Annotated in this window: 12 protein-coding genes and 1 pseudogene; 1 reads left to right on the top strand and 12 read right to left on the bottom strand. The window is 35.6% G+C overall.

Features of this window, described 5'->3' with window-relative positions; all coding sequences use genetic code 11:
* Nucleotides 1-3: 3 nt before the first annotated feature.
* The 8 genes from dpdF to VB691_RS21940 all read right to left on the bottom strand — a co-directional run bounded on the left by dpdF (nucleotide 4) and on the right by VB691_RS21940 (nucleotide 11,577).
* A complete protein-coding gene (dpdF, locus tag VB691_RS21975) occupies nucleotides 4-2,763 on the bottom strand; it encodes a protein DpdF (RefSeq protein WP_323293674.1) in 2,760 nt (919 codons plus the stop codon).
* 309 nt (nucleotides 2,764-3,072) lie between these two features.
* A complete protein-coding gene (dpdE, locus tag VB691_RS21970; protein WP_323293673.1) occupies nucleotides 3,073-6,519 on the bottom strand; it encodes a protein DpdE in 3,447 nt (1,148 codons plus the stop codon).
* 187 nt (nucleotides 6,520-6,706) lie between these two features.
* The gene (locus tag VB691_RS21965) at nucleotides 6,707-6,940 is read right to left on the bottom strand and encodes a hypothetical protein (protein ID WP_323293672.1); all 234 of its coding nucleotides are present in this window, start codon (nucleotides 6,938-6,940) and stop codon (nucleotides 6,707-6,709) included.
* 75 nt (nucleotides 6,941-7,015) lie between these two features.
* A complete protein-coding gene (locus VB691_RS21960; RefSeq protein ID WP_323293671.1) occupies nucleotides 7,016-7,567 on the bottom strand; it encodes a hypothetical protein in 552 nt (183 codons plus the stop codon).
* A gap of 20 nt (nucleotides 7,568-7,587) precedes the next feature.
* A complete protein-coding gene (locus VB691_RS21955; RefSeq protein WP_323293670.1) occupies nucleotides 7,588-8,343 on the bottom strand; it encodes a hypothetical protein in 756 nt (251 codons plus the stop codon).
* 93 nt (nucleotides 8,344-8,436) lie between these two features.
* Nucleotides 8,437-10,587, bottom strand: a complete 2,151-nt coding sequence (gene dpdA / locus VB691_RS21950) for a tRNA-guanine transglycosylase DpdA (RefSeq protein ID WP_323293669.1) — start codon at nucleotides 10,585-10,587, stop codon at nucleotides 8,437-8,439.
* A gap of 563 nt (nucleotides 10,588-11,150) precedes the next feature.
* On the bottom strand, nucleotides 11,151-11,468 hold the full coding sequence (locus VB691_RS21945; RefSeq protein ID WP_323293668.1) for a DUF4007 family protein: 318 nt from the start codon (nucleotides 11,466-11,468) through the stop codon (nucleotides 11,151-11,153).
* Complete coding sequence (locus VB691_RS21940) at nucleotides 11,428-11,577, bottom strand: DUF4007 family protein (RefSeq protein ID WP_323293667.1); 150 nt, start codon at nucleotides 11,575-11,577, stop codon at nucleotides 11,428-11,430. The genes VB691_RS21945 and VB691_RS21940 overlap by 41 nt, the downstream gene beginning before the upstream one ends.
* A gap of 35 nt (nucleotides 11,578-11,612) precedes the next feature.
* Here VB691_RS21940 and VB691_RS21935 point away from each other — a divergent pair, with 35 nt between their 5' ends.
* A complete protein-coding gene (locus tag VB691_RS21935) occupies nucleotides 11,613-11,885 on the top strand; it encodes a hypothetical protein (RefSeq protein WP_323293666.1) in 273 nt (90 codons plus the stop codon).
* Nucleotides 11,886-11,930: 45 nt separating this feature from the next.
* Here VB691_RS21935 and VB691_RS21930 read toward each other — a convergent pair whose 3' ends face one another.
* From VB691_RS21930 to VB691_RS21915, 4 genes and pseudogenes are all read right to left on the bottom strand, one after another.
* Nucleotides 11,931-12,197 carry a hypothetical protein gene (locus VB691_RS21930; RefSeq protein WP_323293665.1) on the bottom strand — a complete coding sequence of 89 codons (267 nt, stop codon included), beginning with the start codon at nucleotides 12,195-12,197 and terminating at the stop codon, nucleotides 11,931-11,933.
* The gene (locus VB691_RS21925; RefSeq protein ID WP_323293664.1) at nucleotides 12,124-12,753 is read right to left on the bottom strand and encodes a hypothetical protein; all 630 of its coding nucleotides are present in this window, start codon (nucleotides 12,751-12,753) and stop codon (nucleotides 12,124-12,126) included. Before VB691_RS21925 ends, VB691_RS21930 begins: the two co-directional genes overlap by 74 nt.
* Before the next feature lie 90 nt (nucleotides 12,754-12,843).
* A pseudogene (locus VB691_RS21920) lies at nucleotides 12,844-13,158 on the bottom strand (hypothetical protein).
* Between the two features lie 150 nt (nucleotides 13,159-13,308).
* Nucleotides 13,309-13,586 (bottom strand): hypothetical protein (locus VB691_RS21915; protein WP_323293663.1); only part of this gene is annotated, 278 nt, incomplete at its 5' end.

Here is a 13,586-nt window from a genome sequence, read left to right as displayed (position 1 = left end):
ATTTCATAAATTAATCTCCTTACAGAAAACATCAAGGCTAAAACTATGTCCATTAAACACATTAATTAGAAAGCGATCGCTTCTATTCGGATCTTTCGTATTACTGGGTAATAAAATAATATGAGGAACATTGAATTTGTTAGCATAGAGATACTTTTTAGGAAGAGTACGGTTAGGAGGATGATAAATTACAGTGGGAAGAGGATACATTTTAATTGGTTGAAACTCATCATAAAAAAAGACAATCTCATTCTGAGAAAAAGAGAGATTTAAAGGAATAGGAGAAATTAAGTTCTTCACTCCCTGACGAATCAACCATTGTATTAATTGTTCTAACGTTTTCGGTAAACCTTTTAAGTCTTTGTTGTCAATATCTTGACCTTGAGTAACGTTATAGAAGTTATTAGTTTTAAACTTGCTTTGTAAATCTTTTAAGTTTTCATTATCAATTTTTTGACTGTGATAAACCTCATAAAAGTTGTTATTTGTCAAGTTTTTTATCTGATAACTATCATAGAAAATTAATAGTAAGTTTTCATTTTTTAGAATTTTACTTAACTTATTTCCTAGAGAATAATCACAGGTTTTCCAAATAGGAGAAGGATGGGGCATAATGGAAGCAAAGGGTGTTTTATGCTGTTGACGACACCAAGGACACCCCCCACAAGCAAGAGAAACAGAAATGTTTTTTCTTGGGTTTGGTTCATTTTTCCCTGGAATGGTATAAGCTTCTTGAAAAATCGCTGATAAACAACGGTTAGGACGTTCCCATAACGCTTCTTTCATCAACTTTAGGTTACGGGTGTTTTGTCGTTGACGTTGTTTACGAATGGGTTCAACATAATTGTCCCAGGTTTCAGGTTTTAAGTGAAATTCATTTTTTATGCGGATAATACGGGAATTTTGATGATTTTCAGAGGCTTTTTGATAAGCTTCTTTTGAAGAGTAGTCCTGACGCTGTGGAGGTTGTCTCCAGTCAATTTCAATTAAACCTGCTTGACTCATTAAGATAAGGGTTCGACTATTCCAGTTGCGGTTTTGTTGACTATTCATGTCAATATCCTTCCCAGACATTGAGGGAGGAACATCGAGATTAACTCGATATAAACCCTCAGATTCCCTTTTTTTGGCATTAAACATACTTTCCCATCGTTGCAGTCCCCGATCTAAGGTAATACTCCGCTTTTCGTTTAAAGATGCTGCGATCTTGTAATCATCCTGAAATTGATAGTTATTATTTTGGGTATAAAGGGTCAAAGAAATAGACGCTTTCCCGTCTCGTCCCCCCCTCCCCACTTCCTGGTAAAAGCGATCGATGGTTTCAGGAATACAAACGTGGATCACGGAACGGACATCTTGCTGATCCACCCCCAACCCAAACGCAGAAGTGGCCACCACTATGTCAATACTTTTATCTCTCCACTGTTGGATCAGTTGCGATCGCTGTGTTGTGGGGGTTTCTCCTGTCATCACTGCAAACCGTCTAAACCCTGCATTTGCTAATAAGTCATCCCATCGATAAACATCTTCTCGTTTAGAAGCATAGATGATAATAGGTCGTGGCAGATGATAAATAGCCTCTAACAGTCGATTTTGTCGTTCTCTCTCACTGTTACAGCGACTAAACCAGTAAGACGGTTCGGGACGCAGTTGAACCGCCGAAAGGGTTTGAAAGTCCCCTGGTTCACCAAACAGGGTTTCTAAGGTGTCTAAACAAGATTCTGTGAGAGTTGCTGTTAGTAAAACAGTTTTAAAGGAAGTATAACGGAGTAAATCTTGCCTTAACCCTGGAATTTCCTGAAAAGCAGGGCGAAACTCTTCTCCCCACTGTTCCACCATGTGGACTTCATCAATGACCAAATAGCGTAAGTAACCCTGTTTAGCAGCATCGTATAAACAAGAAGATAGAGACGAAATGAGGCTTTCTGGGGAAGTAAACACGATACGCTGCGTTCCTTTGCTAATTCGTTGACTTATCTCCCTGCTTCGTTGTTTTCCTGCTTCAGAAGTATCCCCATAATAAGCGGTAGGATGGGAAATATAGGCAGATAAAGCCCGTTCCTGATCTAACGCTAAGGCAGTGGTGGGGACAACAATAACACTGACTCCTCCTTGTTTTGAGGCTAAAAGTGCCGGAAGTTGGGCGCATAGGCTTTTTCCTGCCCCAGTGGGTAGGTTTATTACCACTGTCGCCTTCTCAGGGGCGGTTAATACCGCTTTGATGGCTTCTTCTTGTCCAATACTGCGATAATGGGTTAATCCTACCAAGGACAGAAAATGTTGCCCTGAGTCAATATTTGGTTGCTTGGGCGATCTCGTAGAAATATCACCCAATACGGGAGTCTTATAACTATAATTTCGCCGTTTTACCTCAGCAAATGCGTCTTTTTCGGGTGATTCTGAGAAATTTAACCAGTTGGGATACCAAGGAGTAGCATAAATCAGGAAATTATCATCATTTTCCTGTAAAATGCCCATTCCGCATCGTTCCCAGATGGGTTTATCATTGGGATAAGGATAATAACGGGGAACTTTCAGGGTTTGGGGGGTTCCTCCGTTGATGTCTTCGTCTTCTCGTCTGAGGAAATGACGTATTAAACCGACTAATTCTAAAGGAGTGGGTTCGTTATCTGTTTCTACAGTCTTTAAGGCGTTAAATAAACGTTGATGACAGGGTTCTTTGAATGAAGAATTATTAGGTAGTCTTTTTCCCCATTTTCCTGCTTCAATTAACTGTTTTAGATGGTCAAAAGTATCCGTCATGGTTGGAGTAATAAGTGAAGTTTATCATGATTAAAAAAGTTAAGGTTAGGGAACAATTTAGTTACATTATTAGACTTTTTAAAAGTCTTTTTTTATGTAGAATAGTGTTGATATTTGATTCTTAAACAACTCCTCAATAGGTAGAATAGTGTTGACATTTGATTCTTAAACAACTCCTCAATAGGTAGCATAGTATTTAGATTTGATGCTTAAACAACTCCTCAATAGGTAGCATAGTGTTGACATTTGATTCTTAAACAACTCCTCAATAGGTAGCATAGTGTTGACATTTGATTCTTAAACGACTCCTCAAGTTTCATTTTCTATATCATTAGAATTTACTGGAGAACGTCCAGAAACAATCATAAATCCCACTGCGTCTAATTTTAAACTAGGAGTAGAAATAGCCTTGACAAATGCTTCATTTAATGCTGTTTCTAGTTGCAGTTCATCCCATAATTTCGGTTGAGGAAAACGGGAGTAACGAGACTGTAATTGATGTAAACGATTCATTAATTTTACTTTAGCAGAAATGGTTTGCTTTTGACACATTTTAACGAAATATGAAGACTCTCTCAGTAAATTTTCGGATTGTTTTCTAGCCTGATGACAAAAGTTTGGCCATTGACTAGAATCGATAAATTCATCCAATAGGGATAACCTATTTTTAGCTAAGTTATAGTCACGGTTTTCTCCTCCTTTCCGACAATAAGAACGTTGTAAAATCCGTAATAATTTATCATCTTCTACAGGCTCAAAATATTGATCTAAAAAGATAGTTTCAACCTGGGGAGGAAATAAAGCATCTCCTTGACGTTTTAAGGCTTTTTCATTGACATGAGGATACTTTAATGATTTTTCATTGATTTGAGAGGGAGTAAATTCTTTTAAAACTGAGTTTATTTCCTGCCAGTTTATTTCGATTAAATAATCAAAACGAAACCCTAACCATTCTCCTCCTTCACTACTATCCCATGTCGTATCTTTTCGCCACATAGCAAATGCTTTTCCTCGATCATCCCAGTTAAAATAATTAGTTAATGTGTCCATTAAGGGTTGTCCAATTCGATAGAAGTGTACCCCTTGATATTTATTAGCTAGACGACGGTTGTAAACGCCTTTAAACTGTGTCTTTCCCGCAAAATAAGTTTTTAACTCTGTAGCAGAAACTAAGGTTTTTTCAGTGGGTTTATAGGTTCTCACATCATATAAGTTGGTATCATAAACCTGTTTAAATCTCAAGGCTTTACATAACCAACCTTCTACTACCTTTTCTATGGTTTGATGTTGGTCATCATAACTTTCTAGAATGTTAAAATAATTGAGGGCAGTTTGAGAACGATTATCTATTTCATCAAGGGCATTTTGTTCACTTATTTTAATCGTTTCTTGTTCTATTTCTTCTTTAATTAGACTAATACTTTTTTTGATACCATCAGTACCTACTTTAAACAAAATTTCTTCTATTTTGGATAACTTTACATCAATATAAAACTGTAAACTAGCAATAGATTGATTAAAAATATTAAACCCTTCATTTAGGAGTTGATACCAAGCATCAGATAAACTATTAGAAGTATCAATACCTGCTAATAACCAACTATTTACTTTCATTTTTCCCCCTATTCTATCTATTCTTCCTAATCTTTGTTCTAGTTGGTTAGGGGAAAAGGGTAAGTCAAAATGAATAACTCCGTCAACAAATTGTAAGTTTTTGCCTTCTTCTCCTGATTTATCAGCTACTAAAATAAAACATCGAGGCTCATTTTTAAACTTAGTTAAGTTAGTTTCAATGGTTTCTTTACTATCTCCTACCTGATGACTAACCACAGTATCTTTACCAAACTTCTCTACTAGATAATTAACAATAGCTGTACAGGTTAATGTAAAACTGGTAAAAATAATTAATTTAGGAAATTTATCTTCAGAAAAAGGTCGATTGATTCTTTGTTTAACTCTGTATTCTAATTTTTCTAAGTTACTTTTAAAAGATTGTAAATCAAGAATATCAGCTAAATTATAGAAAATAATAAGGTTTAATAATTCTAATCTATCTCCGTCTTCTGAGGGACTATTTAATATTTCTAGTATGGACTTGAGAATGTTTATTTCTCCTTCAAAACTAGGAGTTGCTAATAAGATTTTATACTCTTTTTCTCCTATATCTTTAATTAAAGAATGAATAATGTCATCACTTTGATTAGATTCAGTCTTATCCAAAGATTCACTGCTCATTATCATTGAACAATCATCAATTAATGAAGTATTTAAAATTCCTTTTAAACGAGTTTCAACAACTTGTTTTAAAACCCCTAACCAAGTATTACTACTACAAAACAGTAAAGAAAAAATACGCTGATAATTAACATCATGGGGTGCAATAATACGCCATTCATCTAACAATTCATGAATAGCATACATACGCTCATCTAAATCATATTCTAGTTTAGGGAGAGCATTACGGTCAAAAATGACATCTTCAACTGTAGCACGACGGTTACGCAACATCCGTCGATGTAATCGATAAGTATCACTAATATAAGTCCGAATTACCCGAATTTGTTGATTTATTGCTTCTTCATCCTTAACTTGTATATTCTCATCCTTAACTTGCATAGAAGTTTGTAACCCATCTATCAAAGTTAAAAGGGTTTTATCCTCCCTAAACAGGGTTTTCAGCTTATTAACCGTCTTTTTCAGAGGAAAACCCCCTATTCCTTCCTTAAACGACAATAAAACTCGTCCTATTTCCTGTCGCTTCTCTATTCGTTCTCGAAAACCGTCAATATCGTCTAATTGATAGCTAGTGGGATCTAAGAGGTGTAACATAGCTAAAAAATCCTGTTCATGGTGTAAAACAGGAGTAGCAGACAAAAGCAGCAATTTTTCAGCTTGATGGGCTAATTTTCGGCAGATTTCAAAATAGGAACGTTTGACTAGATCCTCAGAAGTGGCCATAGCGGCGATATGGTGCGCTTCATCTATGATAAGAAAATGATAGTTATCAGATAAAATATCTAAGTTTTTACTGTCTTCTGTCGAAATAAGCCTAACTCTAGCCCCAAAATGCGATAAATAAAACTTTGATTCTAACTCTTGTTGCCATTGATAATAGAGAGAAGGAGGAACTATGACTAATGCTTTCTCTGTGGGTTCATCCAGAAGAAATTGCCGTAAAATTGCCCCTGCTTCGATAGTTTTGCCTAAACCCACCTCATCAGCGAGTAAATAGCGTTGTATGGGATCTTCTAATACCCGACGGATGACTTCGACTTGATGGGGGAATAACTCAATATTGGCAGATAATAACCCTGTCATGCCCCGACTAATCGCCCGTTGTTCTATAATTGTTTTGAGTAAAGGAGTGCGTAAGCTATGAAAATAGGGGGTTTCCTGTCCTTTGATGGCTAAGATGTGGATGGGATCTTCAATGGGTTGATTACAGCGCACATAAATTTGCTTTTCTGAGGCGAAAATGGTGTGACTATGGGGTAAATCTAGTTGATATTGTTGTCTTTCTTCGTCCCAAGCATAAATACGCCCCATTTGCCAAGTTTCGGTTTCTTCTTGATAAAGATAACATCGGGTTTGACGATACAGTTTGACACGACGCAGAGAAGAAATAGGAAGGGTTTGGGTAATGGGTTGTCCCAAGGTTGAGAAATATTCAACCGTTGCGAATGGTTGTTCAACTGTTATCAATTTTCCAATTCCTAAAGTATTATCCGTAGAACGCACCAAGGAACCTAATGTCATGCTTATTGCTTATTTGTGGGTTACACTTAGGTTTCCCACTTTTCCCTTTTAAGTAACAGGGTGATCTCTTGTTTCCATTCCAGACGACTCAGAAGCAAAATTGATGACTTCTTGTAATGGGTTACGATCTTTGAATTTTTCATCATAACAACCATTCCACCAAAGCAAAAAAATAGACTATTTTGGGCTAAGAAGTCGGCTTTCCCATTTTAGAACGGGCTTTATCTCGCTGTTCTAATAATTCTTTTAATAATTCTTCTCTACTTATCGGATGTTCCCAGTCTTCGATCATCCTTGTCAATGCAACTGTTACTAAGTCTTGAATACTTGGTGAAGCTTTGCGATACTCTGGATCTAAGATAAATTTAATTTCTTGTAAACTTTGATAAATTTCATCAGGAACACGCACAGGTTGAGGCATTCACTTAACCCTCTTTTCTTAACTATCATTAATATTATCTTTTCAAACTCGTTTTTAACAACCTTGTACACAAGTTTACAACTTCCAAAGAATATGCGCTGGAGGTGCGATCTCTTTAACTTGATCAAAAGCAAAATCTGACCAAAGTTTGACTTTTTCAATTTCTGTTAAAATACTTGTCCAATTAATATTATTAGAAATCTTGATAACTCTTTCTGGTTCTGGTTTTGTCTCAAAAAGTAATAGGGTTAATTGTTTCATGTGTTGAAGTTTAAATAAAGGAGTTGATATATCATCGAAAAGTGTATAATGATTAATCCAAATTTCATGAATAAAGTTAATGTAAGGAAAAATAAATAATAGATAAACAGCGATTACATCATTATGTTTATAATATCCTACTTTAAAATTGATGTTAACTTTTTCTCCTAGTCTAAAACTTTCTCCTAATGCTAGTTTAAATAAAAACATCGGTTCATAGTCGGTTGTTAATTGATTTTTATCCGTAACAACAGGAATTAAATAAGATCCCGTTTTCGGTTCTTTTTTTACCCAACTCCAAAGCGATGTACCAATATCACTATTTAGTAAAAGTTCATTAATATTTAGTGGCTGATTTGTATTCATAATTGATGATTTAATTTGAACTATAAACGATGAATCATTTGTTGTGACAGTAAACTAGAATATAAATGGAATAAAATAAACCAAATGTATTGTTTTCTTCTATTTACGCCTTCTTCATTAAGTAATGAATCAGAAAAAATTGTAGCAGCTACAGAAATTAATTGATATTCTAAAGCAGTTACTAGTGTATCTCCAAATTCGGGAAATATTCCTATATTTTGGGGTTGCCAAGCATGAATCCAAAAATAGATATCTTCTTTTAATTTTGGCTCATTTGTAGGATAAAATTCAAATAAATTATCAGCCCATTTTTGATATTTTCTTCTGATTTCTTTCTCTGGATGACCAAAACAAACAACGGCACTTAAGTCACCAAAATGATAAGCATAGTTATCACCCCAACGACAAAACTTACTTCTATCTTTTTTATCTTGACCTATTCCTTTTATATTCGCTGATAAATTATTACTTTTTCCATATTTTTCAGATTTCCCAATATATAAAGGTGTAACTAGATCATTATTAAATTTGTACATCATATAAATTAATCCATCATAAGTCTTTGTTTCTTCATAAAAATCATTGAGAACTTTTTCAACTTCACTAATTAATAAGATTTCCATTTCTTCAGAACGTTTGAGAATTAAACGCTGGTTTTGACCATATTCTTTGATTTCAACAATTCCATTATTATTAACACTAAATAAAGGAATCCCAAGATTATCCGACATATAACGATCACAAAATCTTTGCCACAATTCTAGTTTTTGTTCCATATACAGTAATTTAAAATTTAATGAATTAGCTCCTAAAAATTAATCATTTTCTATTTTTATTAAGCCAATTTAATCAATAGAAGTTTGATCATATCATATTATGGCTCTCATTTCTTCAAGCTTTGCTTGAAAAGGTTTATAAAACATATAAGTATTATGAAAACCTCTACGACGGTTACGGTCATTTCCTCGAAAAATTAAGGTTTCAACGCCTAAACTTTGACAAATTACACAATCACAGTCTTTCCAAGGTTTATCTTCTAACAAAGTTTGATACATTAATCTATATTTAGGTAATAATCTATCCTTTAAAAATAAATGATTATAAGTTAAAACCGTTTCTAAAGTAACATCAATATAAGCTTGATTATCATCAAAATCTCTTAACACTTTTAAAGCTCCCTGTTCGAGAAACTGAATCATCTCCCATTTCCAGAAACTGGTGATAATTAAAAGATAAATCATAGAACTGGTTAGATAATTTTTCAAATCAAACTTAATTAATTCTTTAATCTTCTTATTCTTATGATTAGCTTGAGGAATTCTAATAGCTGCATAAATATTATGATTAACCCCATGATAATTAGCTTCTGGATCTAACCAAGCTTTTCTTAAAGGACTAGCAGAATCAAAGCTAGTGACACCCAAATGTCGAAAAATAGGAACTGCATTGAGTCTTCCCACCCCAAATAAATGTAGTCTTATATCTGGTTGTAAATAAGGATAAATCGCCAGTAAAATCTCAATTATTTTCTCTACTTTTTCCCTCGCTAATCCTCCCAATGCTAAATAAGTATAGCCCATTTTTATATAAGCTTTCACTGCTTCCGCATAAGTCTGAGGATTCCAACCTTGAATGGCTCCCACTGGTATAAATTGACACCCATATTCTGAATGCTTTGTCAAGAACTCTTCAGCATTTTTAATAGTTAAATTATAACGTTTTTCTCTAATTCCAGGTTCAGCAAATTTCCCCACCACTAAATGGTCAATACTAACCCCATAATTAAAACCACAGGATTGATAATAGTCTAAAATTTCCTCAGTCGTATAAGGAGGAACTTCTTTTTGAATATATCCAAATGCCCCACAATCTCCCATAATTTCCCCAGAGTAACGAATATAATCATGAATTCCTTTATCAAGTATTTCTTGTTGCTTTTTCTGACTTTTATCAAAAACGACTTTAGACACTAAAATCCCATCATAATTAGGAGATTCAAACAGTTGATGAGCATAAATATCATCTTTATGAGGAACTCTATTAGACGTAAATTTATCTTGAATAAAATCAAAAGTTGGGTCAACATAATCGTCCCATTCTGGAATAAAATACTTCATTCCATGATGATAATTAGGAGCAGGAGAAATTAAAGGTAGAGGAATGACCTCAGATATCTCCGAGCGTTGTGTTTTTAGCTTATTCTTACTATCAATAAGTGGATGCGGAACTCCGAGGGTTCCTCGGAGATTATCCGCACCAAGCAAAGGTAAAGTTAATTGCACTGAACAACTTTTTTCTTGTTCAAATAACCTATCAATTACTTCTTTAAAAAACTCAGGATTTTTTAAAAGTTTAGAAATTAATTGACCATCTCGATGCACCAGTTGGGCAAATTGTTTAAACAAAAACCCCTTTAAACCAACTAATCCGTAACCATAATATTTGGCTTCTGCATTAGACAAAGGAAAAACAAAAGTCTTCCCTAAATTGACTTTAATATAAGCACTACTTCCCCAACTGGCTAAAAATATAAAAGTCTGGTTAGAGTTAGTTTTTACAGGTAAATTAAGAGCGCGTAAATAATTTTCGCCTAACAAGATAAAAATCAAATTATAATCAGAAATTAGCTGTTCAAAAGCGTCATGAATGCCTAAGAAATGCGCCCATTCATCTACTTCTTGTCCCTTCATTGTGTTAAAAGTAACTTCATAAGGGACAATCATTTTATGCTCATTAATTAAGCCATATCCTGCCGAAATAATCGCCACATCTACGGTAAGAACTCTCTCATTACCATTTATCCCTCCTGCTTGACGCAACAAATTTACCCCTTCCATTAAGCGCAAATGTTGCACTCCTGTATACATTTCCCCTGCACTGCAAGCAAATTCATTTAACTGCTTTGAACGAGACATTAATAAACTAGAATCCTTAAAATCTGAGAGGGTTAGCTGATTTCCCTGCTTAAACCGCTTTTCTCCTGTACAGTTTGTCACCACTAAAATTCGCGGTATTGACATAAATCTTGACTCTCAACTAAAAAATTACACTTATGGTTAATTGACAAGGACATCGAGGATGAAGAAACTTTGTCCGACAATGCTCTTTTTGTAACTTTTGGGCAGGGCGCAGCGCGTGTGCGAGAGCATCGCTGGTTTCCAAAACCCTAACTCTTTTTTATTCAGTCGTTGCCAACTAAAAAAAAATAGGTCACATCAATCATTATCGCAGGGCAATCGCATTTAATTTTTGTTAAGATCTATTGACAAATCAAGTCTGATGTAAATTTTGAGCGAACAAGTCAGCGATCGCTTCGGAGATTCGAGATTTGGCGAATCGTTACCAGGACATCATGGCGTTTGAGTAGCAACCGTGCGAAAAATGCCGTTAACCCCAAAACGCTTTCAGGGTAAGCCTTTCAAAACTAAACTTTTCTTTATACTTACTCCTGAAATCACTGTACCAGTTAAACTAAGGCCTATTTGGTACAGTAAATTAGTACGGTAAATCAAGGGTTTCAGCCTTGTTATTTCAGAAAGGTTCAACTGGTACAGTGATAGCCGATCCCTTAACGGCACTTTTGTCACAGATACTCCTCAAACGCCCCATAGAATTCCACCGCCCGAAATTCATTAAAAGTGTAGTACCAGGCCGCAGCCTCACAAGTTGGTTTCAGCAAATGCCAATGGAGTAACCACAATGAAGCCGGATTTTCTAGAAATGGATCATAACCCTCATCAGTGAGAAGTTGTTGCCCAAAGTTTGATGGTTGATCATTTTCTAGGACTTTAAAGGCATTACACCAGTAACGAATCGCTTTGACCATGTTTTTTCCTACTCCTAAACGCACAGGAGCATAATCATCGGTAAAAATTCCTGGGGTATTGAGTAGCGAGGTCAAAACCTTTTTTCAGCCATCCATAGCGTGGGTGAAACGTTTCATGACGTGCAAAAACGGGATTAACATTAGGAAGAGACGTTTCAATCAGATTCAGTTGAGTTGTGGTCATTGATTCTCCAATTAGAAATATCTGTAGGTAGAAGAATGCCAAACGATTTGGCATTTCATGACAAAGCGGCTTCACTTTTGAAAATGGCGATCGCACATTCTAAAAAAGAAAAATTTCAGAATCAGCTACCCACTAACACCTCGACTACGCTCAGGCCTAACCAGTTAGAACCCATTTCATTAAACATAGCCAACGAAAAGTTCAACAAACCTAATAAAACATTAAACGAAATCGATGAAACATTAAATGAAACTGATGAAACACTCTTAGAAACATCTGATCCTTTAATTCAAGACCGAGCAAGCTAACGAAATCATCAGAGAATTTTGCCAAAGATAAATAGAACCTCGATATCAACTAAAAAAACCATCATCATCGTCGGTTAGTTGCATTGACTCTATCATTTTCTCAACTAATTCCTCGTTTAATTTCTTGAGGGTAGTCTTTGTTTGTTTGGCATAATTAAGCATAACCTGAATTTCTTCTGGGCATTTCCGTGCATTTTGAGAAGAAATATGTTTTCCTTCTGAGGTACGGGGGCCGGTACTATGATTCCAAGGTTTCCACTGTTTGATTAACTGGCTTTGGCGTTTTCTTGCTGATTTTGTCCATCGAGGCATTTTTCGCTTCTCCTAACGATTGAGATGAGGGGATCTTGCCGTCCGTCACCAGTTGGTTTAATTGCTGATTGACATATTTTTTGATGAACGTGGTTTGACGGGGTTTTTTAAGATCGGTTAAAGTTCTAGCCGCTTTCGTTGACTGGTTTTGCAGTTTGATGACTAACTGGCTTAACTTCTCCACCTGATCTGAGGTACTTTCTTGTACTAAGAACCCATCTTGAATTAAGGCGTTCAATTTGATGGAATAGTCCATAAACATAACATTGAGAACATTTAACTGACTTGTCAATATTTCCTCAACACTGGATAAGTCACCGTTATTAATCGCCTCAAGTTGTTCATCTAATTGTTGTTTGAGGGATTGTGCTAGGGAAATCCGGTCTTCACTGTCAAATACTTGAGATATGGCTATAGATGCCATTTTTGAAGGGGTTAAGCCCTGGCCATCGGTCTTCATTCGACAAGATTTAGCCTTGTTAATGAGTTGTTCTTCAAGGAATTTTCGTTCCTTTTGAGCGAGTATATCCCTGATTTGGTCTGGTCTTAATGCCATTTGTATAGTTCGTTTGAGGATTTTTTTTTCTGACTAACTAAATTTTAGTTTTTTTTGATACAGGGTGGCCACCCTGTATCAAAAAAATGGTTAAGGTTTTAGGTTTCCCCCTCGAATAAACCAACCAATGACACCGCTAACAGTGGCAGTTATAGTAATGATCACAAACTGGCGACCGTTCTTTAATTCCCCTACTTTTTAGGCTAAATCTGGTATTTTCTGTATTAATGGCTGTTGTGCCTGTAAAGTAGCTTTTATAGTCGTTATTTCTTCTGATTGCTTATCAATCTTTTGGGATAGCTCCTTAAACTTCTCGTTTGTCTCTCTTTGGTTGCTATCTATTTTGTTTTCTAGCCTAGAGAACATTTCCTCTAGGGAATAGGTGACTGTAACGGTTTCATTCATGAGTTAAACTCCTAATAGATTAGTTTTTTGAAGATGTCCCCTTAGCTGCAACCTAGGGGACTGCTTTTATGCCAACCTTGAAAGGGGCATCAAGATTTCTCAGATATTCTAGGAATTCTAGTAACTCCTCATCGCGCGCGAGTTTGACGGCTACGCTTTCCATAGGTCTTGGTCTCGCTTTGCGAGTGCGACAGCATCAGATGATGGTGGGGTGACGGTAGGGGTGACGGCTGAAACCTTTGTGGGTGTTGGTGGTGACGGTGGTGAGGGGACATCCTGATTTTTTATTACAGTTTCACTATTACCACTAACAGGTGTGTTATTTGCCTTATCTGTAATAACAGAATCATTTGCCTTATCTGTAATAACAGAATTATTTGCCTTATCTGTAATAACAGAATCATTTGCCTTATCTGTAATAACAGAAT

This window comes from Crocosphaera sp. XPORK-15E (genome assembly GCF_034931425.1).
GTDB lineage: Bacteria > Cyanobacteriota > Cyanobacteriia > Cyanobacteriales > Microcystaceae > UHCC-0190.
Note: the sequence above shows the minus strand (reverse complement) of the source record. Positions and strands in the feature narration are given on the sequence as shown.